Genomic DNA, 20,889 nt, shown 5'->3' on the forward strand with positions numbered 1-20,889 from the left:
GTTTTAGAGCATGGTTTTCCGGTTGTGATCCGGCTCAAGGCTCTTTCTCACTGCATCTGCAAGAGCCTTGAGGGAAAAAGGTTTTTGCAGAAAATGGAGGCCTTCATTTAGAATCCCCTGGTGGGCTATGATATCTGCAGTATATCCGGACATAAAAAGGCAGCCTATCTGTGGATGCAGCTCGAAAATATGCTGGGCCAGGTCTCGGCCGTTCATTTTTGGCATGATCACATCGGTGATGACAAGATCAATTGTATCACCGTATTGTCTGACGTATTCGATCGCCTCCTCGGGGCTGTTCGCCGGAAATACTGTGTAACCCAATTCCTTAAGCATCTGTTTGCTCACTTTGAGAAGTTCGGGTTCGTCTTCCACCAGGAGAATGGATTCGGTGCCGTGAAGTATATGAGGGTTCGTTTCGCTAACAGGGCTATGCGCATCATTGCCCTGATACCTTGGCAGGTAGATTTTAAAGGTAGCTCCTTGATTCACCTCACTGTAAATATTGATAAAACCATTATTCTGTTTAACAATTCCGTACACCGTGGCAAGGCCGAGGCCTGTACCTTTATGTCTGGCTTTGGTGGTAAAAAACGGTTCAAAGATTTGCTGTTGTGTTTCTTTATCCATGCCGCAACCATCATCGCTCACGGACAAACAGACATAGTCCCCCGGCAGGTAGTCGGTCATATTGGTGTAATACGCCTCATCCAGTGTACAGTTGTCGGTTCTAATAATTATTTTACCAATTCCGTCTATTGCATCACGGGCGTTGACACAGAGGTTTGTGAGAATCTGAACCAGCTGGTCCGGATCAATTTTGACCTTCCACAGGTCGGGCTTGGGGATCTGGGTCAGCTCAATGCCTTCACTGATAATGCGGCGCAACATGCTAAGGGTTTCTTCCAGGGTCATGTTGATGTCGACGACCTGGGGCGCAATGGCCTGTTTTCTGGCAAAGGCAAGCAATTGGCGGGTGAGATTTGCTGAGTGTCCTGCCGCTTTTTTTATATCGACGAAAAAATCATAAAATGGATCTGACGGGGCCATTTTTAACAGAGCAATTTCAGATTTGCCTATGATCACAGAGAGGATGTTGTTGAAATCGTGGGCGACTCCTCCGGCCAGTTTTCCAACGGCCTCAAGTTTTTGCGCCTGTACCAGTTGGTTCTGAAGTCGTGTGCGCTCCTGTTCCGACTCGATACGGTGGTTAATATCACTAACTAAAGATTCGATCCGTAGCGGAGTGCCCTCGCTGTCCCGGATGAGACGAATGTCTATGGAGACCCAGAAGGTCTTGCCCCTGCGATTTTTGAGTTCAACTTCAATGCCTTGCAGTTTGTCTTTTTCAAAGAGCTGTTGAATAATTCTGAGACGGTCTTCAGGGTCTGCATAGATGTCTGTCTTAACGTCCTCAGTGTTCTCGATAAGATTTTCAAGGGAATCATACCCAAGCATCTGGATGAAGGCAGGGTTGGCGTTTAATATCTTGCCTTCCATGCTGACCTGCACAATACCAAGGAGTGAGTTTCTAAAAATACTCTTGTAGTTATTTTCGCTTGCCGCCAGTTCGGAAATTGATGTTTTGAGGCTTGCTGTCATACTGTTAAATGCTTGTGACAACTGACCAATTTCATCCCGGCTTTGTACCTTTAGAGCCGCAAGTTCAAGGTTACCTGCGGATATTTCCTGGGCGTGTTGGGATAGTTTGTTTAGCGGCCGGGTGAGCCTGCCCATTGCAACCATGATTGCAAGACCAACGAGGATGGAGAAAAATACCGTTATTGCCAGAAGGAACTTCACCATCCTGATTGCCGGAGCGAGCATCTCCACTTCGGGGAGAACGGTTGCGACTGACCAGCCTGCAATTGGTATGGGACTGTAGAGAACAACCAGATTCCGTCCCTTTTCATTGTATGTATATGTCCCGGGGGTACCGGAAATCATCCGAATTCCCAGGGTTTTGATCTGCTGGTCTTCGGCCTCTGTGATTTTTGATTTCATAACCAGACTGGAATCAGGATGGTAAATATAGGTCCCATCACTGGCGATAATAAAACCGTATCCGGTCTTGCCCGCTTGTAGCTCCTTGGTAATCTTCTGGATGTATTCCAGGGAGATACCGGCACCAATAAGCCCTTGGGGATTGCCGTTTTCATCGTGGATTGGGGACACGATGAACATTGTGGGTACACCGGTTGTCCTGGAAATGAGGGGGGGCGTAATCTGGGTTGGGCCGCCATTCATTATCGATTGAAAATAGTTTCGATTGAAAATGTTCCCTTTAAATATTCCGTAGCCATTTTTTTTCGGGACGACTGTGTGGTACTCTCCCTCGCTGTTTGCCGCGTAGATGTCTTTGAATATATCTGGAAATTTTTTATGCAGGGCTTTATGGCGCTGAAGGTTCTGGTAGTCGAGAATTGCAAAATTCTTGTTTATTTTTTTGGCTGCCGGGGTTGAGGCTATGGTTTCCGGCTCCAGCATAAGCGTTGATATCCATCGGTTGATACTCTCAGCGCTTTTGCTGACCGAAGCCATCATGCTGGAAGTGAGTTCTTCCTCGATGACACTCTTAAGAAACCAATAGGCACCAGCAGTGATCAAGATCAGCCCGGCCAAAATGATTGGCATCACAAGCAGGAGCAGTTTGGCGCGTAGAGAGAGAATTTTAATGAACATTTTTCTTTTAGGTACAACATTTTTATGTGCTTAAGTCGCTGTGCACGAGACTGGTTTGCCTCCCTTAACGTTGCTGTAATAAGGAGATTGTTGAATTTTTGGCCAATTAGTATGGTTTGGGGAGATGGTTGTGTGAAAATATCTTCTAAGATAAGTCCAGATTCCGTTACTCGGCGTGCTCCTGCTGGTAGGTTTCAACCATCGTCCAACTCTTGGGTGAAAGTTGTAATTGTCCAAGGTGCTTTTTTCTGGAGCAGACGGCCTGCATCCCCTGGGTATAGATACCATTTGTCTGTAAAATTTTATCTATAAAAAACTATTTAAGCAAATCTTAGGCGATTAAAAATCAGCATCTAACTATGCGATGTATCGTCTGTGTTCGGTTTCAGGGTAACTGCAGACTTATATATGCGTTACTGGGCGCTACAATGAAAAGAGAATATTGAGACGTTATATATTTACCGAATCTTTGTTGTCGGTGGTGCTGAAAGTTATTATCCTAACGGAATGGTTCTGTATTAATGGAGGAGAACCGCAGGCGTAATGTAATAATATGGTGTAAATATTATTTGGGGAGGGTAAACGGATGAGCTTGCTGAAAGAATTTAAAGAATTTGCGGTAAAAGGAAATGTTGTTGATATGGCGGTTGGTCTGATAATAGGAGCAGCCTTTGGTAAAATTGTCTCATCTGCAGTGGCCGATGTTATTATGCCGCCGATTGGTGTACTCCTGGGCGGGGTGGATTTCACCAACCTTGCCTTCACAGTAAAGGCAGCCACAGCAGAGGTGCCCGCAGTACTGATTAATTACGGAAAGTTCATTCAGACTGTTATCGACTTTACAATCATTGCTTTCACTATCTTCATTGTTATCAAGGCAATCAATAAGCTTAAACGTCAGGAAGAAGAAGTGCCCGAGGCGCCACCGGAGCCTTCGGCTGAGGAGATGCTCCTGACTGAAATCCGTGATTTGTTAAAAGAACGAAAATAGTCAGTTTATAGGATGTTTTGCTTTCCAGCCTCGAAAACGTACATCTTTTCTGAGAGCTGGTAAGCAATCAAAATAATCTCACCAGAGAATTTATCATTTTACTTTTTTCACCTTCTGTGGCTGGTAGAATATATTATATGCCATTTGTATCGTTTCATTTTATTTGATAACATTCTCTCAATGCATGGCTTCAATTCTTACCAAACCAATGTAGGGCTACAGAGTCCCTGTCTTTTTTTAATTGTACAAGAAGATAGCGATGTTGCAAAAAACGAAGATGCACATCATCGCTATTATTCCGTTGTAGATGTCTGCCCTCTTCCAAAAGAGGACAGACCAGGCGGATTGCAAATGCAGGATTTGATATTTAGAAATTTCTGTTAGAGGCAGGGTATGGCAAAACTCACGACCAAACTGGTTGTTACTATTGGGGCTGCTGCAATATTTTTTTCCGGTTTTCTGTTTCACCAGATATACAACTACACCCAGTTGAAGGTGAAGGAACTTGTTCAACAGCAGGCGTCGCTGGTCCTTGAGCTTGATCTTGCAGTCCGGGAGTATGTGGCTACGAAGATCAGGCCTGATATGTTCCAGAATGAGGGGTCTGAGCAGATCATTCCTAAAACGATATCAACGTCATGTGTCGCGTGGTCTGTTTTCGATGATATCCAGAATGAATTTCCTGATTTAGTCATCAAACTCTCCACCGAAAACCCGAGAAATCTCAAGAATAAGGCAGGGCCCGAAGAACGAGAGCTTATCCGAAAATTTACAGACAATCCTGGCATGAAACGATGGCAGGGAGAAATAACCCTTGATGGTAAGCCTTATCTTGCAATAGTCAGCCCACTGCGGATGCAGCAATCCTGTCTGCTTTGCCATGGGGACCCCGCTGACGCCCCGGCTGTACTTATTGATCGGTATGGTTCTGTTGCAGGGTTTCACATGCCGGTAGACAAGATAGCAGGGCTTGACACGGTGGCAATCCCTATGGCGCGTATTATAGAAATGTTCAGGGACCAGTTCCTTTCAGCGACGGCTGTAGGTATTGTCGGGCTGCTTGGTTTTCTGCTGTCCATTGCTCTTATAGTAAAAGGGCTCATTATAAATCGCCTGAAACATATCGTGAGTAACCTGCAGGATGCTGCAGGACACCCGGACTACCACACCATACAACATATCGACATCAAAGGTGATGATGAGATTGCTGAGATAGCCACAGGCTACAACGCCCTTACCAAAAAACTCAGTGGGCTGTATGTCTCTTTGGAAGACCAGGTGGCGCAAAGAACTGCTGATCTTGAGGAAAAAAATATTGAGCTGAAAAATGAAGTTGCCAACCGGGTGAGTATTCAGGCGTCTCTTGAAAACAGGGAGGCAACCCTGAATGCCATATTTCGTGCGGTTCCAACCGGTATCGGCATGCTTTCTGATCGTGTGTTTATGCAGGTCAATGAGAAACTATGTTCAATGCTTGGATATAGCCCCGAGGAGCTTCTTGGGAGAAGTGCAAGGATGCTGTATGTGGATGAAGAGGAGTACCAAAGGGTTGGTAGAACCAAGTATGAACAGATAAAAAAACATGGTACAGGATCTGTTGAAACGGTATGGAGTTGCAAAGATGGCCGTCTAATTGATGTGTTGTTGAGTTCTACACCTGTCGTGCAAACCGATCTTGCAAAGGGAGTCACTTTCACGGCTCTGGACATTACTTCACAGAAATTAGCGGCAGAAGAAAAGAAATACCTTGAACAAAAACTGATACGTTCCCAAAAAATGGAAGCTTTGGGCCTGCTGGCCGGAGGTGTGGCCCATGATCTCAATAACGTTCTTTCCGGGATTGTGAGTTACCCTGAGCTTATTCTGATGGAGCTGCCCAAAGACAGCCCTTTGTATAAATCCATAGGCGTTATTCAAGAATCGGGACAAAAAGCCGAGGCCATTGTGCAGGATCTTCTCACTCTTGCAAGAAGAGGGGTGACCCGTACTGAAGTCTTAAATCTTAATACAGTTCTCAAAAGCTATATTAATTCACCGGAGCATGAAAATATCCACCGCAATTTTCCAGAAATAGAGGTCGTGGTGCGCTATGACGCTGCGTTGCTGAACATTTCAGGTTCTTCCGTTCATTTAAGAAAAACCATCATGAATCTGGTGATCAATGCGGCGGAGGCAATTGACGAAAGGGGTAAAATTGAAATTACCACAGAAAACAGATATGTAGACAGGCCGATTAAGGGCTATGAAGAGGTTGTCGCAGGAGACTATATTGTTTTAAGTGTCAGGGATAATGGCATTGGCATCGCTGAGGCAGACCTGCAACATATTTTTGAACCGTTTTATACCAAAAAAATTATGGGAAGAAGTGGGACTGGTCTCGGCATGTCCGTGGTCTGGGGGACGGTACAGGACCATTCAGGGTATATCAATATAACGAGTGCTCCCGAGAAAGGGACGATCTTTGAACTGTTCTTTCCTGTGAGCCGGGACAAAGAACAGAGAGAGGCACTGAAGATCGAGCTGAATGATTATCTTGGCAATAATGAACAGATTCTCATTGTAGATGATGATGCAACACAGCGGCAGATCGGCTCGGCAATGCTGAGAAAGCTGGGCTACAGGGTTGCGTGTGTTTCCGGTGGAGAAGAAGCTGTCGAATATCTGAAAAACCATTCTGTTTCACTTGTCATTCTCGATATGATTATGGATCCTGGCATCGACGGTCTGGAGACTTACAGGCGAATAGTTCAGATTCGTCCAGGTCAAAAGACTCTGATTGCCAGTGGCTTTTCAGAGAGTGATCGTCTTAAGGAGGCACAACATCTTGGTGCCGGTGAATATGTTAAAAAACCATACAGCCTTGAACGTATCGGCATGGCAGTAAAGAATGGTCTGAGGAAATAAGGCTGGAGATTCCATTCTCAGGTAAGAGGTGCTTTTATTTTGCCTTCTTTCGTCTCTTTTTTAAGAATATTGGTCAGGCAGAGCTTACCTGCAAGAGATGCGAGAAGGATGATAAACATTCCTGAAATTACCTGGCCGGATATCTTCTGGCCATGGACGAGAGCCACCAGCAGAACGGCCAGAGGTGGGGTCAGATAGCTTAAAAACCCTATAATTACCATATTTCCACCTGTAATGGCTCTGTTCCAGAGGAAAAAAGAAAGTCCCAGCGGGATACAGCCAAGATACATCGCAGAGAGCAGGGCGCTGACTCGTGGAGCTTCATGGGGCATTGTCAAAAGAAAAAGTCCTGCTGAGGCTATTGCCGTTAGTATGGTAAAGCCTGTCATTGGTTCAATTCTCAGCCTGAACAGGGGAAGGCCCACTGAAAAAACTGACCAGATAATCCCGCAGGTAAGCGCCAGCAGGTAGCCTTGCATGTAGTTGGATTCAAATGACAACTCCTTGCCACCACCGATGACCAGAACCGCCCCGGCAAATCCGACAAGGGCTGCGAGAAGAATAGAGGGTGCCATCCGGCGTAACTGCAGGATAGAAGATAAAACCACTATCCATAGTGACCAGGTGGTGGCGAGAATGGCGCCTTCAGCAAGAGGAGCCCTCTCGAGTGCAAGGTAATAAATATAGTGGTAGAAAAAGATACCGGCAAAACCAAAGAGAGAGACCGTAAAACGGGGAAACCTGACAGTGAAGGTCTTGTTGATAAGTAGATCCTGAACAAAGAGATAAATCGCTGCAGTTGAAAAACTGTAAAACATCAGTTCCGGTGTGGAGAGTTGATTCAGCCCTGATCCTGTGGCAGCAGGCAGGCTTGCCCAGCATAATATTGCGCCTAAGGCGTAAAGATAATGTTTCATATATCGAATATTCCTCATGATTGTTTTTGTCTGACGATTAAGCGACAAGAGTATTGTAAAAAAACAGGGCTGTCTTGAATAAAATTGACATCAGAAGGTAATGCCTATTGGGAAAGAACAAACAGCCCCGTGAAGGGGCTGTGCGTTGTATGGTGGGGGGATGTAATCAATAGTCGGGGCGGTGAAAGGTACACTTGCACTTCCTGTTATCCAGCTAACGCATGTCCGTTATCAGTAAAAGAGCTGTGGTTCTTTTCTTTGCTGGCAGTTGAGGTGAAGGGCGCCAGCTTTTTCCTGCATCGGGGTGTTTTTTAGAGAAATGCATTCTACTGGACAGTTCTTGATACAGGCGCAGCAGAAAATACAGAGTTCTGCATTAATCTGTATCTGATCGGTCAGACTTATAGCTCCGGAGGGGCAAACGGAGATACACTCTTCACACTGGGTACATTCATCCGTATCAACTGTCGGGGTGAAGGGCAGGTTTTTCATCCCTTCTTTATAAGGGGTGTCGCCCGGGACCTTAAGATCTGCAGGTGTGGCGCTGGCCAGCAACTGCTGCATCGTTTTCTGTCCAAATTCTTTTGCGATTTTGAGATCATTATCGTCAGGACGTCCCTGTGCTATCGGGGTTTTTGCCGATGAAAAGGAATGTTCACCGATAAAGGCCGAGGCAGCGACGACTGAAAATGATTGTGCCTCTGCGAGATCTTTGAGTTCGATGAGGGCATCCTCGAATTCGCGGTTGCCGTAGGTCACAACAATTATTGCAGGAGAGTTGCTGCCTGAAAATTGTTGAAGACGTTCTTTGGCAAGTTGTGCGACCCTGCCAGCGTACACCGGGACCGCAATTATGGTCAGTTCATTGCCTGCAAAGACCTTCGGCTTGGAGTGTTTTGGCAGTGTAAGGTCTATGTGCTCAATCTGGCAGGATTGACCGGCACCTTTAGCTATGGCCTGTACTATTTTTTTTGAAGTTCCGGTGGGAGAAAAAAACAGGGTTGTGATCTTTGCAATGTTCATATGTTGCTCCTGTGACGTTGTTTGTATATGCTCAAAATGAAGCAGTTTTCACAGTAGCCCTGTCGGTCAATTATTTCAATCTATATTGGCCTGATTGCTGCAAATTGTATTTGTTTTTTGTTGTACATGCTTTTGCGTCTTGCGAACAGTGGCATACGTTCACATTATTTGTCTGATTCGGATTTCTATTGCCTTACTGAGGTATGGAATGCTGAACAGTTTTTGAAAAAAATCTTTTACAAGATACAACAATGTTTTGGAGGCAAAAATGTCTGGGAAAAAATTATTGATGCTGGTTGGCGATTACGTTGAAGATTATGAAGTGATGGTTCCATTTCAGGCCTTGTCCATGCTGGGATACCAGGTGGATGCAGTGTGTCCGGATAAAAAAGCCGGAGAGTTTGTGCGGACCTCAATCCATGATTTCGAGGGGGATCAGACCTACAGCGAAAAACGGGGACATAATTTTACTCTGACCGCTGATTTTGAAGCTGTGGATACGGGGAACTATATTGGTCTGGTCATTCCTGGCGGGCGTGCTCCAGAATATCTGCGTTTAAATGCCAAGGTCCTTGAAATTGTAAAACAGTTTGCCGCAGCAGAAAAACCGATTGCAGCAATCTGCCATGGGGCGCAACTGCTCTCCGCAGCCGGTGTTCTCACGGGCAGGGAGTGTTCCGCCTACCCGGCCTGTGCTCCGGAAGTGGGTTTGGCTGGTGGAACCTATGTGGCCGTTGAAATGAATGAAAGCCATGTCCAGGGGAATCTGGTTACTGCACCGGCCTGGCCGGCGCATCCGGCATGGCTTGCTGCCTTTGTTGAAAAACTAGGGGCAAAGATAGAAATATGATGGCCTTGTAGAAAAGGCCGAGATACATCCTTGTCGGTTTTAAACGGTGATTTGACAATACATATGTATTGTCAAATCGTCGTTTATAACAATTGCTTTGGTTATGTTGCGAGATTAGTTATGTCGCGTCTTTTCTTCTCTGTTTTTCTTCCCGCTTTTTAAAGTTGTAAACTTTTGTCAGGGGCCATCTGTACGGGCAGGATGACTTTGTGAAGGTGTTACCAGAAGTTGGGCTCAGTGTAATGTTGTCATAGCCTTCCAAGCCGCTCGGTGATTTCCAGCCGCAGTCCCTGAGGCCTGTCCGTTGTGATGGAATCCACGCCGAGTTCGATATATCGAAGCGCCTCGTCAGCATTATTGACCGTCCAGACATGGAACTCCAGCCCCGCCTGTCTGATTGAATCGACAAACCAACGGTCAATGAGAGGCCCGCTGCCAAGATCAAGACCATCTGCGCCGCTTGCGACGGCCCTGGCTATAATTTTCTGTAAATAATTTTTAGCAGGAAGATTCCAGATCTGTGGCTTGAGACTGTGGAGTAGGTAGGCAGTGAGCCAGGGGTTACGCTGTTTTGCCCGCTGGATAATCTCCTCACTAAAGGAGATGAGGCAAAGCTGGCTGAGATTGATACTGCTTCGCTGAGCTGCGAGTAACATCGCATCGATTATTTTGGGCGTATTCTGTTTGATCTCAACGTACAGCTTCATGCCCGCTGGAAGTTCATTTAGAATTTCAGTGAGTTCGGGGATTGGGGTGCCCCGATATGCTGTAGATTTCCACAATCCCACATCAATATGTTCCAGCTCTTTCAATCGTGAAGTCCTGATGTCCATGACCGGTTGGTGTGGTGCCGTTCTTTTCGTGGTGGGATCGTGGATGCAGACAATCTGGTCATCAGCTGTGAGCCAGAAATCGCCTTCGACACTGTCGGCTCCCTCAAGAAAGGCCCGTCTGTATGCGGGCAGGGTGTTTTCCGGGGCAACATGAGATGCACCCCGATGGGCCACTAGAGGTGGAATTATCTTTGTCATGGCGGATTTTTGCTCTGGTTTTGTCATGGTGTACAATAATGGGCTCTGAATTTAGAGAATGACATATAATCATATGTAGCATGTTTCTTACATATGAATGGGTAAAATTTCTCTTGTTCTCATTATTTTTTTCAATAAAGAAAAGGGAGTACCGTTATTTTTTGTGCTCTTATTTTTGCAAAAACACAGTATATGTGTAATTGTTGAGTTACATATGTATGAAAGTGGAAGAAATGGTACCGAGGCAAGGAAACAGTATGGCAAGTGAAGAATCACAACTGCAGTCCCGGGTAGCCTGGTCGTATTATAACGAAGGGCAAACCCAGGCTGAGATCGCCCAGAAGTATAGGGTTACCCGGGCAAAGGTAAATAAGATCCTCCAGGAATGCAGGGCAAATGGCCTCGTTCAGATAATCATTAATTCCGATGAGGCGAGTTGTGCAGAGGTTGAGGGATTGCTGGAAAAACGATTTGGCCTGATGAAGGCAATCGTTGTGCCAACACCTGCCAAAGAGTCACATCTTCACGCAGCTATTGGAGAAACAGCCGGGGCCTATGTATCAAAACATCTTCGTGATGGTCAGGGCCTTGGCATAGGCTGGGGAAAGACGCTTCGGGCAAGCCTTGAGGGGGTGGTGCAACGACCTGCCGGTATGGTTTCCATTGTCTCTCTCTTTGGTGGTCTGCCACGCAGTGAAACCACAAACCCGTATGATGTCGCAGCGGTTTTTTCCAGAAGACTCAACGTTTCAAAATGTTATTATATTGCAGCGCCCATGTATGTGACCTCTGAGCAGGTGCGCAAGATTCTCATGTCTCAGCCGATGTTTGAACATATCTTTGAAAAAGCAACAGAAGTGGATATGGCACTGATTGGAGCCGGAGACCTGACCCAGCTTTCAACAAATGTTCTGCTCGGAGCGCTGACAGATAAAGAATGGAAATCCCTTCTTGACGCCAATTCGGTCGGGGAGGTGTTCGGATATTTTCTTGATAAAAGTGGTCAGCCCATTGATCACCCCATTAACAGACGCTTTATGGGGGCAGATCTCAGCTCTCTCAAGCAGATTCCCATAAAGATTGTCGCAAGCGGTGGGATTCAAAAAGTGTCAATTATTAAGGCGGTTCTGGAGGGAGGTTATGCAGATATACTGGTGACAGATGAGGTCACCGCCTGGGCCGTATATAGCAGTTAATATTTATTTTTATGAGAAAAAATCTCGGTCCGCTTTGTTGTTGAAGGACCATACCTTGCCTTCGATTTTTTGAAGAGGGGAGCTGTACGGGCAAAATGACTTTGGACGCAATTATTAAAAATGCAGCATAAAAAATTGAACAGATAACAATGCAGAATAAAAACGGAACAACCATCAAAGCTGTATTTTGGGACATAGATGGAACCCTTATCGACAGTGAAGAACTCCACTACCAGGTTATTGCTGACTGGTGCGAAGATTATGGCTATGCTTTAAAGCCTGCAGACAATGATGCTCTTTTGGGAAAATCCATGGCTGAAAAATGGTATATTCTAAAAGAGAGATACGATTTTCAGTCCGATGAGCTGCGATTCCGGCAGGAGTGTGCAGACAGGTACTGCAAGGCTGTACATAAGGATTTGCAGCGGGAAGAACCCACGGAAATTTTTAAGGCTATTTCCAGAACCCCGGTTCGTCAGGCCTGTGTTTCAAATGGGGACATGGTCGTTGTGCAGGCGAATCTCAAAGTTCTGGGACTGTCCGAAATGGTTGTGTTTTCCATATCGGGTGACGATGTGAAAAAGGGGAAACCTGATCCTGAACCATATCTTGCAGCAGCAGCCAGGCTCGGTGTTGAACCCTCTGAATGTCTTGTGGTAGAGGATTCAGTGGTTGGTGTTGCCGCAGGAATTGCGGCTGGAATGACTGTGGTTGCCTGGCCGGAGAAAAATACTCCGAGGGAAAACTACAGTGCAACCGACTACTTTGTCAGCAGTGCTGCTGAATTTCCCACAGATCTTCTGCCCCTTGGATAATACCCTCTGTACCCCGGGGAGACTTCCTGTACGCTCAGTAAACCTTTAAAATTTAAACTTTAATTGTTGTGTAGATGTCTAAAAAAACTTCTCAGATATTTTTTGATAAAAACGATTATCAGCTTCTCCAGATAGTAAACGATGTCCTGGATAGAGGTAAAGAGTCCCGCACGCTTCGTTCCTTACTTCTTGAACATCTGCATCCTCACGGGATTAAAGAAATGGCTGCTGCCCGTGGACTGCGGATTGCCTATGCTATTGTCGGACTGCTTGGGTCCTTTGAGAAAGGACAGGCGGGGGACAGGCTTAAGGCGCTTCGCTCCCTGCGTGATGAGGTTTTTCTCTCTTCCCAGACCTTTTATCAAAAGAATACGGCGAGGGTACTTCTACAGATAATGAAGGAGCTGGTGCGCTGTCGGAATAATAAGCTGCGCCAGCTGAAACTTGCCCATGATTTTCGTATGGTTTCAACAGGAAATCCTCTGCTGGTAAGAAAAGAACTGGCCAAATACCATCTCATCGAGATGCCTGAGGATTGGAACCAGATTGCCTTTGATGACCATGTTCATGACGCCAATACCAAAGGACGTAAATCTCCGACCCATCTGGTGATGGATGCCTGGATCAAAGGTATACGTTATCTCACTGTGGTTTATTACAATTATGTCCGACCGGAAGTGATAGAAGAGCTTATTGAAGCAAGTACAATTCTTGACGTAAAGGTTCAGGTCGGAATAGAGATTTCCACCAGGTTCCGTGAGAAGTACGCACGTTTTACCTGGGAGCCTCACGGTTTTAATGACAACAGCTCTTTTTTGAAATTTCTGGGGGAAGACGCGGTCATTACCCTGATGAAGGAAGGGCGGGAGGTCTCTCAGTACCAGCAGAAATATGTGTTCGATATTTTAGAGGTATTTAATAATCGACACCGCCTGACTATCAACGAAGAGTGTGGACTCTCTCTCGGGCATCTTGATCGCAAGGCTTTTGTCGCTTTTGTGGGTACGGGGCAGCCTTCTGTTCTGCACCTGGCACGGTTTATCCACAACACCATGGTTGCAGCCTTTACTGCCGGGGCGAACAAGGGCGATGAAAATGGTACTCATCCTGAGGCCGGAGGGGAAGAGGTAAAGAAAAGTGCAAAAGCGCAGATTTTCGGGGTGGATGCCATTATCAACCGGTTCCTTTTGCCCATCCATAATCCTGAGGTACACGATCCTACTGTTCCCCAGGATGGAGTTGAGCTTCCGCATTTGCTGCAATGCGGGCTGAGTGATATTTTAAAACGTTTGCTCTCTCTTCATTCGAGTTCAAAATTCACCCTTAATCTGAGCAATCTTTCCATACAGGACACCCTTGAACTCATCTATATGGGCAAGGGAATGATTACCCATGTGGAGTCCTACAATCTTAAAAATGCAACCCACGGTATGAGCTCCGGCGTTACCGTCGGCAGTGGTAAAAAGCTGGGAGAAGCTGTTGATCTCAAAAGTCCAAAAGATCATTACAGACTGGTTGGTGAACTGCAAAAAGCTCTCAATGATGACAATGTTATCAGTCTCAAAAGAGTGATTCGGGCCATTCTCTGGGATCATGAGGAGCAACAGCTTCGCATGAAGGCAGAGATAAAAAGACTGACCGAAAGTGGGAAAAAAAACCAGCTTCTTGAAGAAGAAATCTCCCGGATGCAGACAAGAAAGCTTAGCCTTATTGATATCTTGTATGACCTGGAAACCTTTCATACCTTTTACAAGAAGAGAACCCTTCGCTCGCGTATAGGATCGGGGTCAACAGGTCAGGCAGAACATCAGTACGGAATGGGACTGGTTGTTCTGGATACTCTTCCCGCAAGAGCCCGTAAGGCCTTTCGCGAAGCGACTGAACATCAGGACAGGCTCGTTATTCCGGTGAGCGCACTGCTGACAAAAAACACTCATACCCGTCAATATACAGGCAACTCTTTTGCGGATAGAAGTTTTGTCCAACGGTTCTGCCCGATAAAAACTTCCTGCACCAGGCAATGGCTGGACTGGACTCTTGATGGATACGAGGTGCATGAACGGGAGACAGGAAATATCGCAACCCTGGGTGGTTTACACAGGAATAATGATATTGCAGAGCTCTGTAGTGGTACAGACCAGCAGGAGAGAATAGGAGAGTGGTGGAAGTACCTCAATACCAATCTGAAAAATGTACTCAAGGTTCTCTTGGGTTTTATACCGGCATTTCTAACCTTTAGCCTTACAAAAGACTGGTGGGTGCTCGCCTATCTGGGTGCTTTTATCTGGTTTGGTATTACAGGATCCCGTAATATCATTCAATCGGTACTTGGAGGAGGAGGATTACGCCGTTCACCTCTTTTGCCCTGGAACTCATTGATCAGCTGGAGCCGGATTTCTGATTCTCTGCTCTATACCGGTTTTTCGGTACCTCTTTTGGATTTTATTGTGAAGACGGTCCTGTTGGATAATACCTTTAATGTGACGACCAGTACCAACCCGATTTTACTTTATTCGGTGATGGGCCTTGCCAATGGAATCTACATCTCAAGTCATAATGCTATTCGTGGCCTGCCTAAAGGGGCTACCGTTGGCAATTTTTTTCGCTCAATTCTGGCTATTCCCATGGCCATTCTGCTCAATTCTCTGATAGGTGCCTTGCTAGGTGTACTGGGCGTACCGGACGTTGCCGGCGCCCTGCAGAAGTGGGCGGCAATTATTTCTAAATTTGCTTCTGACTGTGTGGCGGCGGTGATCGAAGGTATTGCTGACCGACAAATCAACATCCGGGCACGGCTTGCGGCATATAAGACAAAAATTTCCCAGGTATTTAATGTGTTTTCCCGTTTGGATCTTCTCTTTCCTGAAGAAGATGTCCTGGAGATGCTGCAATCCCCTAAAATTATGATGAAGACCCTCGGTAATGAAGCGGATGATCTGGAAAGGCTCACCATCGTCAACGCGCTTGATCTCATGTATTTCTGGATGTATCAGCCAAGAGCAAGAAAAGCATTGTCCACCCTGGTGCAGGATATGTCAGAGGAAGAGTGGCTCATTTTTTACAGGTCGCAACTGGTCTTAAAACGACATAAAGAGATCAGTCAGGTGTTTGTCGATGGTCTGGTAGGTAAATATTTTTCCAAGGCGTTGTCCTTCTATCTCGATCAATCTCAACTGTATCTGAGGGATTTGAAAGTTCTCGGGGAACGTCGGAAGAAAAACCGCAGACAGCTGCAATAATAGCAAAACGATTGGCTGACTGTACGCTGTGATTGGGTGCTTGGCCTAAAAGCACCCAATACAGACAGGAGGTAGTTCCTGTAAAAAGAGTTCCCGCCTTGACCTTTTATTTTTTTCTCCATACAATTGAATTACTACAATGTGGCACTGAAATATTCAGGTGCACATCAGAGATAGAAGAAAAGTAGAGGAGATCCCTTCGATGACAAATAATTCAAAAAATAGCCAGATAGTTGATATATCCGAGTTGGCCTTCAATAGAGATAAAAAAAATGCCGGCGAAGAACTCACGCAATATTTCGTTCAAAAAAACAGACAGGAAAAAGCCTGGCAGATTACAAGTGCGTTTAAACACAGTCTTAGAAAAAATATTTTTTCTAAAACTGAGGCTCATACTCTGGTAGAGTTTCTTGCCAGGAAATTTGACATTCGAAGAGCTGCGGTTCAGTATCCCCAGGCCGGAGACTCTCAAACTGTCAGGGGGGCAAACAACAATATAAGTCCGTTCAAAAGGAAAAAGAGCAACGATAACGATATCTTTCACCAACTCTTTATTCGCCTGCAGAATGCAGTTCAGGAAAATCTGCTGGACTATAACGGAGCCCGTGTGCTGGCCAAAGAAGTTGTTACCTGCTATCCAACCAGTAAAGACAGACTGAGATAATCACAAGGTGGTGTAAGGGACACTTCAGTTTTTTTCACCACCTGATCCCTCCTCTTGTTCTCCGTCGTAAGCCGCGGCAACATGCTGAATAGTTCTCCAGTCCAGTCCTAAAAAATCACAGGCCTTTCGGTCCACTTCCCATGGGTTATAGCCTGCAATAATTCTCCCAACCGGGGGGGAACATCTGGGGCCTCCCAGATGGTACTCGGCCATTCCGATACTGCAATCCATGATAGAGAGATCCGGAGTCAGGTAGGTATTCAGGTCGATGATTGCTTGTTGCATTCTGTGATGAAAGGCAGCTTTCTTCCATGATCCGGAGTTTCCGGAATAGTGCTGGGGAGGGACGAAACCCATCATGTTTTTCAATGTTCCTGTTATTTTTGCAAGAGAATGGGCTTTTAACACAGGTATAGAGATGATGTAGTGGGAAAAAGCGATTTCCGGCAAATACATTTCACGAAATATTTTACATGTGTCATCTTTTTTTAACAGCAGAGTGGTGTGATTAAGATCAATCAGAGGAATGTCATGTTTTTCAGCAAGAGCACGGTAACCGAGGATCTCAAAGGCTTCTGAGGTTTCGAGGTGTGGATCACCGCAACCTTCAGCGATGACAATGTTGGCTGAAGAGTGTTTTTTGATGTACTCAATAACGGCCTCGCAGCAATGAACAGATGTTGTGATTGGAGGGGCTGCGCTGTTTATTACATTTGGCTTGAGTAGAATTGCCGTTTGTTTTTTGAGGTGCCTGGGGGCATCGATACTGTCGAGCGCACTGTCAATTGCAGAGGAGTACGAGGTGAATTCTACATTCACAAAATCCATTATTACTCCTTATTACTGACGGTATTGTTTCTTGTCTGCTGGTTACGGCGCAGGCCGCTGTAAATTTTCTGTTACAAGAACCTGAAATGAAACCGAAAATTTGGAGATTTGTTAAATTACGTGAAGACGACCTTGAAAAGGCACAAAAAATATTTGTAGAAATATGCCTTTCACTCAATGAACTCTATCAGGAAAGCCTCTGGAAAACTCATCATGCCATCGCTGCATCTGATACAAATACGGTAAAAGAAGAAAGCCCGCAGGTCATGGCTGATCTTTCAACTGCTGGAACATGAACTGATGCTCCTTTCCAGATTCCACTGCATAATATATTCCAGACAGACTCTTTAGACAACAGCTGACGGACGAAGCCCGACATCGATAAAAGATGTCGGGTACTTGCCGTAGAGAAGTGAGAGCCTTGTATTTATCTTGCTACTGGGTGACCGTGATGGTGTCCACCGTGTTTAAACAATTCGCCAACTTTATGTAAAAATTGACCGGCTATCATGAGAAGTTGTTCATCATGTAAATGATGACATTTTCTTCCGAGCAGATCAAGCTCCTCAAGGCTTACTTCTTTTCCTTCCTGTACTATGTTACTGTCGTTTTTGTTGAAATTGTTTTTGTTCATGGCGATCTCCTATCGATTATCGATAATTTTTTTATAAAGACAGCCTCAATCCCTTTAAATAACCTGCGTTACTTCTTACGGCAAATTTTGAAAACAAATGAATTTTAATTTTTCTCCCTGAAGGAAATTTTAAACCATTGCGTCATAACTTCGGCAAACGAGGGTCATTCCGGGCCAAAATAGTTGATTGAAAATCAATCAAACAGCCCAGTGTACTCTTCAGATTTATTCAGGCTTGCTGTAATCTTCCGGTAATGTTCCGCTAAAAACCGTGCTGCATTTTCACGATGCCCTCTTTTAAGCGATGCAACGATTGGTGGATGCAGTGCATAGAGTTCATCAAGTGGCATTGATGTTTCCACCAGAGTTAACATAACCTGGAGGTGGATTCGCAGGGAATCCCAAATGACCAGCATGTTGTTGTTGCCGGAAAATTTTACGATCGTCCTGTGAAAGAGATTGTCGGCCATGCTAAAGGCTTTGATATCGTTTTCGAGCATTGCCATGCGCATTGCTTCAACCTGTCTGTCAAGTTCTGCTGCAAGTTCTTCGATTGCTATATTTGCAAGGAGCAGGCAGTGTCCTTCTAGTGCCTCACGGACCTGATGGGCTTCTTCCATTTCTTTGCTACTGAAGGTTTTCACCAGCGCTCCTACGTGGGGGATGTGCTGAACATAACCAAGGGCCTGGAGACTGCGGATGGCTTCACGAACAGGGGCCTGACTTGTGCCGAATTCTTCCGCGATCTGCAATTCTTTTAATCTGTCTCCCGGACAAAGAGCACCATTCACAATTCTTTCTATAAGAATTGATTTGATCTGCTCCGTCAGGCTTTGTCGTTGTATTATTTTTTTTCCCACGCTTTCTCCTTTATCTATTATCGATAATATGGTGGAGTTCACTTTTTGTCAACTCGTTTTGGAAGCTATTTATTGCTATTCATGTGAGGAGAAAGTCACCTTCTCCAAAGTGAGTCAAGGCTAGCAGAAAGCTCGCAGAACAATGTAGACTCCAAGGAGAAACATGAAGATGAAGAAAAATTGTTTAAAGAGTGTGTCCGAAATTCTGTTGCGAATACGCACACCGATAAACATGCCGATATAGGCGGGGATAAAGGCCAGAGCAGAAAGGACAATGAGTTCTTGTGTGAGCAACTGCTGTTTCTGCAGGGCAAAAGCGAGGGTGGTGCTAGAGGTGAGAAAGAGCAGCCCCATGGTCTGAACGAGCATGTGGCGACCGATATCAAGGCTCTGCAGATAGAGAACTCCCGGGATAACAGACGAGCCTGTCATCCCAGTGAGCAGGCCGTTGATTGCACCAAATAGCGGAGACATCCAAGGCTCCGCGGCTCCTGGGTGAGGGAGGTTTTTCATGCGGAGCCCAAAAGCCGAGTAGACCAAAAGTATGCCGCCGAGAAGTCCGGACAGGAGGGTTACATCGGTACTTGCCAGAAGGGCTGCCCCAAGCCAGATTGTTGCAAAGGTGGAGAGTAAAAATGTCCAGCTTCTTTTCAGAACACTTCTGAGGTGGCCTCCGAGCAGTCCTTGTTGAAGGTTGGTGAGGATTGAAGGAAGCAGGATGATTGCCATTCCTTCCCGGATACCGATGGTTGCAGTGAGAAGTGCAAGGGCAATTGTTGGCAGACCTGTTCCTATCACCCCTTTAACAATACCACCAAGAAAAAATGCAAAAATGAGCAGAGTGAAGGTTTCTGTCGTCCAGTCAGGTGTCATAGCTTGCGTGTGGTCCTTAATATACTTGGATAATGTATTTTCTTGAGCTTATTGATACCAGCTAATGGTGTTGTGTTCTATAAAATATTGTAAATGATAAAAGAAGGATGAACGGTATTGGTCGCAATTGTCTGCCTGCTGGACACTGGCAGTAAAGGAGGGTTCTGGGCTTGATTAAAAAGGCCAGATGTGGACTGCAGATTGTTTATTTCAAACAGGCTTTGGGTCTTGATGGGAAATAATCTTTTAGGATCTCATAGGTTAGCGAGCAGGTAACGGAGATTGGTATAGGCAGGTCTCTGTTTCCAGGACGCGGTGAACCATCCATAAGGTGGGTAGGAAATTTATACGAGGTGCGATGTGGTTTTTCTTACCGGATATCGCCAGCGGAAAAACCTTCCCGGGTCGTTTCCTCGGTTGTTGACTCATTCCAGATACTGACAGGACTGCTCTGGAACGGGGTCTCGTAAAACAATACATTCCTGATTTCAGCGCAGATAAAAACGATAAATATCAACACAAAATAATGGATAACCTGGCTCATGATTTCCTCCTTTGGCTGACTCCTGGCATTAGCGCTAATTTCTCTTGATAGGTGAGAGCGAAACTGATAATGCACAAAAGAGTGAAAATCATCTCCCTACAATTATATGGCTCTGAAATAGGAAAGTCCAGTTTGCCATGGTTTTTCGCAAAAGCCCCTTACCTTTTCCAGGGAGGATGGTAAGGGGCGATTAAGGCGGATGGACAAGGAATCCTTACGAGTTAAAGCGTCGTTCCCAGTCGTACTCCCGTGCAGTAACCTCGTCTTCCATTCTGCGGATTCTTCTGTCGAGATCGCTGAACTTTTTTTTCAGTCTGTGGGCGGCACTTTTGGGGGAGTGGACATAGCTGTCGTAAAATTCCCTCTCTTCTTCTGAGGTTATCGGTTTGACCGGTTTGGGTTTCATGAAAAATGCGGCCACGAGATAGACTCCGATGACCGGCCAGAATCCGCTGAATATAAAGAAAACAACCATAGCCATACGTATCCAGAAGAGGGACAGGTCAAAATATTCAGATATCCCTTTACATACGCCGAGAAAGACACCGTCCCTGGCCCGGTAGATGCCCCCTTGTCTGTCGTAATATTTATTCATTGGTGTCCTTCCTTTTCCTTGTTGTCCATAAGGATTGTTTCGAGTGATTCAATTCGTTTTTCCATTCTGTTTAAGCTCTGATATATCTCCTGGATGGTCCTGGCTTCTTCCGGGTCGCCTGCTCCTGTGGAACTGTTTCTACTTCTGGTTTTGAGGACAATCAGAATTGTTCCACAGATCAGTGCTGCCAGGGCAACTATGGAACCAAAGACAATTGAGACAATGATTATGTTGAGCATAGTG

General features: G+C 45.6%; 19 protein-coding genes. 8 read left to right on the forward strand and 11 right to left on the reverse strand.

What is annotated here, in order from left to right:
* Nucleotides 1-3: 3 nt before the first annotated feature.
* Nucleotides 4-2,682, reverse strand: a complete 2,679-nt coding sequence (locus tag FCL48_RS01620; protein WP_136870487.1) for a cache domain-containing protein — start codon at nucleotides 2,680-2,682, stop codon at nucleotides 4-6.
* 586 nt (nucleotides 2,683-3,268) lie between these two features.
* On the opposite strand from FCL48_RS01620, the gene mscL reads away from it, so the two are divergent.
* Together mscL and FCL48_RS01630 are read left to right on the forward strand one after the other, a co-directional pair.
* On the forward strand, nucleotides 3,269-3,673 hold the full coding sequence (mscL, locus tag FCL48_RS01625) for a large-conductance mechanosensitive channel protein MscL (RefSeq protein ID WP_136870488.1): 405 nt from the start codon (nucleotides 3,269-3,271) through the stop codon (nucleotides 3,671-3,673).
* A 393-nt stretch (nucleotides 3,674-4,066) separates the two neighbouring features.
* Nucleotides 4,067-6,577, forward strand: a complete 2,511-nt coding sequence (locus FCL48_RS01630) for a DUF3365 domain-containing protein (protein WP_136870489.1) — start codon at nucleotides 4,067-4,069, stop codon at nucleotides 6,575-6,577.
* A gap of 17 nt (nucleotides 6,578-6,594) precedes the next feature.
* On the opposite strand, the gene FCL48_RS01635 is transcribed toward FCL48_RS01630, so the two are convergent.
* Nucleotides 6,595-7,494 carry a DMT family transporter gene (locus FCL48_RS01635; RefSeq protein ID WP_136870490.1) on the reverse strand — a complete coding sequence of 300 codons (900 nt, stop codon included), beginning with the start codon at nucleotides 7,492-7,494 and terminating at the stop codon, nucleotides 6,595-6,597.
* 231 nt (nucleotides 7,495-7,725) lie between these two features.
* Nucleotides 7,726-8,517 (reverse strand): 4Fe-4S binding protein, encoded by a 792-nt coding sequence (locus tag FCL48_RS01640; protein ID WP_136870491.1) that lies wholly within the window; start codon nucleotides 8,515-8,517, stop codon nucleotides 7,726-7,728.
* A gap of 268 nt (nucleotides 8,518-8,785) precedes the next feature.
* Between FCL48_RS01640 and FCL48_RS01645 the strand changes: the two genes are divergently transcribed.
* Nucleotides 8,786-9,367 carry a DJ-1/PfpI family protein gene (locus FCL48_RS01645; protein WP_136870492.1) on the forward strand — a complete coding sequence of 194 codons (582 nt, stop codon included), beginning with the start codon at nucleotides 8,786-8,788 and terminating at the stop codon, nucleotides 9,365-9,367.
* Nucleotides 9,368-9,615: 248 nt separating this feature from the next.
* On the opposite strand, the gene FCL48_RS01650 is transcribed toward FCL48_RS01645, so the two are convergent.
* Nucleotides 9,616-10,398, reverse strand: coding sequence for a glycerophosphodiester phosphodiesterase family protein (locus tag FCL48_RS01650; RefSeq protein WP_169309027.1), 783 nt, complete (start codon nucleotides 10,396-10,398; stop codon nucleotides 9,616-9,618).
* Between the two features lie 257 nt (nucleotides 10,399-10,655).
* Between FCL48_RS01650 and FCL48_RS01655 the strand changes: the two genes are divergently transcribed.
* From FCL48_RS01655 to FCL48_RS01670, 4 genes are all read left to right on the forward strand, one after another.
* Nucleotides 10,656-11,594, forward strand: a complete 939-nt coding sequence (locus FCL48_RS01655; protein WP_169309028.1) for a sugar-binding transcriptional regulator — start codon at nucleotides 10,656-10,658, stop codon at nucleotides 11,592-11,594.
* Between the two features lie 149 nt (nucleotides 11,595-11,743).
* Nucleotides 11,744-12,409 (forward strand): HAD family phosphatase, encoded by a 666-nt coding sequence (locus tag FCL48_RS01660; protein WP_136870495.1) that lies wholly within the window; start codon nucleotides 11,744-11,746, stop codon nucleotides 12,407-12,409.
* A gap of 74 nt (nucleotides 12,410-12,483) precedes the next feature.
* Nucleotides 12,484-15,648: a hypothetical protein gene (locus tag FCL48_RS01665; RefSeq protein ID WP_136870496.1), complete on the forward strand. Its 3,165-nt coding sequence runs from the start codon at nucleotides 12,484-12,486 to the stop codon at nucleotides 15,646-15,648.
* A 202-nt stretch (nucleotides 15,649-15,850) separates the two neighbouring features.
* Nucleotides 15,851-16,312, forward strand: a complete 462-nt coding sequence (locus FCL48_RS01670) for a hypothetical protein (protein ID WP_136870497.1) — start codon at nucleotides 15,851-15,853, stop codon at nucleotides 16,310-16,312.
* A 24-nt stretch (nucleotides 16,313-16,336) separates the two neighbouring features.
* On the opposite strand, the gene FCL48_RS01675 is transcribed toward FCL48_RS01670, so the two are convergent.
* Nucleotides 16,337-17,140: a DUF362 domain-containing protein gene (locus FCL48_RS01675; RefSeq protein WP_136870498.1), complete on the reverse strand. Its 804-nt coding sequence runs from the start codon at nucleotides 17,138-17,140 to the stop codon at nucleotides 16,337-16,339.
* Between the two features lie 86 nt (nucleotides 17,141-17,226).
* On the opposite strand from FCL48_RS01675, the gene FCL48_RS01680 reads away from it, so the two are divergent.
* Nucleotides 17,227-17,436 (forward strand): hypothetical protein, encoded by a 210-nt coding sequence (locus tag FCL48_RS01680; protein WP_136870499.1) that lies wholly within the window; start codon nucleotides 17,227-17,229, stop codon nucleotides 17,434-17,436.
* Between the two features lie 131 nt (nucleotides 17,437-17,567).
* Here the strand turns inward: FCL48_RS01680 and FCL48_RS01685 are convergent, their stop codons facing one another.
* From FCL48_RS01685 to FCL48_RS01705, 6 genes are all read right to left on the reverse strand, one after another.
* Nucleotides 17,568-17,774, reverse strand: a complete 207-nt coding sequence (locus FCL48_RS01685) for a hypothetical protein (RefSeq protein ID WP_136870500.1) — start codon at nucleotides 17,772-17,774, stop codon at nucleotides 17,568-17,570.
* Nucleotides 17,775-17,968: 194 nt separating this feature from the next.
* On the reverse strand, nucleotides 17,969-18,634 hold the full coding sequence (locus tag FCL48_RS01690; protein WP_169309029.1) for a GntR family transcriptional regulator: 666 nt from the start codon (nucleotides 18,632-18,634) through the stop codon (nucleotides 17,969-17,971).
* Between the two features lie 120 nt (nucleotides 18,635-18,754).
* Nucleotides 18,755-19,507 (reverse strand): sulfite exporter TauE/SafE family protein, encoded by a 753-nt coding sequence (locus FCL48_RS01695; protein WP_136870502.1) that lies wholly within the window; start codon nucleotides 19,505-19,507, stop codon nucleotides 18,755-18,757.
* A gap of 370 nt (nucleotides 19,508-19,877) precedes the next feature.
* On the reverse strand, nucleotides 19,878-20,051 hold the full coding sequence (locus FCL48_RS24890) for a hypothetical protein (RefSeq protein WP_169309030.1): 174 nt from the start codon (nucleotides 20,049-20,051) through the stop codon (nucleotides 19,878-19,880).
* Nucleotides 20,052-20,265: 214 nt separating this feature from the next.
* Nucleotides 20,266-20,646, reverse strand: coding sequence for an envelope stress response membrane protein PspC (pspC, locus tag FCL48_RS01700; RefSeq protein WP_136870503.1), 381 nt, complete (start codon nucleotides 20,644-20,646; stop codon nucleotides 20,266-20,268).
* Entirely contained in the window at nucleotides 20,643-20,885 is a 243-nt protein-coding gene (locus tag FCL48_RS01705; RefSeq protein ID WP_136870504.1) for a hypothetical protein, read from the reverse strand. Before FCL48_RS01705 ends, pspC begins: the two co-directional genes overlap by 4 nt.
* Nucleotides 20,886-20,889 lie beyond the last annotated feature (4 nt).

This window comes from Desulforhopalus sp. IMCC35007 (assembly GCF_005116575.1).
GTDB lineage: Bacteria > Desulfobacterota > Desulfobulbia > Desulfobulbales > Desulfocapsaceae > Desulforhopalus_A.

Coding starts and splice junctions, on each gene's coding strand:
- FCL48_RS01620 (WP_136870487.1), bottom strand. CDS start 2,682: ATGTTCATTAAAATTCTCTCTCTACGCGCCAAACTGCTCCTGCTTGTG.
- mscL (WP_136870488.1), top strand. CDS start 3,269: ATGAGCTTGCTGAAAGAATTTAAAGAATTTGCGGTAAAAGGAAATGTT.
- FCL48_RS01630 (WP_136870489.1), top strand. CDS start 4,067: ATGGCAAAACTCACGACCAAACTGGTTGTTACTATTGGGGCTGCTGCA.
- FCL48_RS01635 (WP_136870490.1), bottom strand. CDS start 7,494: ATGAAACATTATCTTTACGCCTTAGGCGCAATATTATGCTGGGCAAGC.
- FCL48_RS01640 (WP_136870491.1), bottom strand. CDS start 8,517: ATGAACATTGCAAAGATCACAACCCTGTTTTTTTCTCCCACCGGAACT.
- FCL48_RS01645 (WP_136870492.1), top strand. CDS start 8,786: ATGTCTGGGAAAAAATTATTGATGCTGGTTGGCGATTACGTTGAAGAT.
- FCL48_RS01650 (WP_169309027.1), bottom strand. CDS start 10,398: ATGACAAAGATAATTCCACCTCTAGTGGCCCATCGGGGTGCATCTCAT.
- FCL48_RS01655 (WP_169309028.1), top strand. CDS start 10,656: ATGGCAAGTGAAGAATCACAACTGCAGTCCCGGGTAGCCTGGTCGTAT.
- FCL48_RS01660 (WP_136870495.1), top strand. CDS start 11,744: ATGCAGAATAAAAACGGAACAACCATCAAAGCTGTATTTTGGGACATA.
- FCL48_RS01665 (WP_136870496.1), top strand. CDS start 12,484: ATGTCTAAAAAAACTTCTCAGATATTTTTTGATAAAAACGATTATCAG.
- FCL48_RS01670 (WP_136870497.1), top strand. CDS start 15,851: ATGACAAATAATTCAAAAAATAGCCAGATAGTTGATATATCCGAGTTG.
- FCL48_RS01675 (WP_136870498.1), bottom strand. CDS start 17,140: ATGGATTTTGTGAATGTAGAATTCACCTCGTACTCCTCTGCAATTGAC.
- FCL48_RS01680 (WP_136870499.1), top strand. CDS start 17,227: ATGAAACCGAAAATTTGGAGATTTGTTAAATTACGTGAAGACGACCTT.
- FCL48_RS01685 (WP_136870500.1), bottom strand. CDS start 17,774: ATGAACAAAAACAATTTCAACAAAAACGACAGTAACATAGTACAGGAA.
- FCL48_RS01695 (WP_136870502.1), bottom strand. CDS start 19,507: ATGACACCTGACTGGACGACAGAAACCTTCACTCTGCTCATTTTTGCA.
- FCL48_RS24890 (WP_169309030.1), bottom strand. CDS start 20,051: ATGAGCCAGGTTATCCATTATTTTGTGTTGATATTTATCGTTTTTATC.
- pspC (WP_136870503.1), bottom strand. CDS start 20,646: ATGAATAAATATTACGACAGACAAGGGGGCATCTACCGGGCCAGGGAC.
- FCL48_RS01705 (WP_136870504.1), bottom strand. CDS start 20,885: ATGCTCAACATAATCATTGTCTCAATTGTCTTTGGTTCCATAGTTGCC.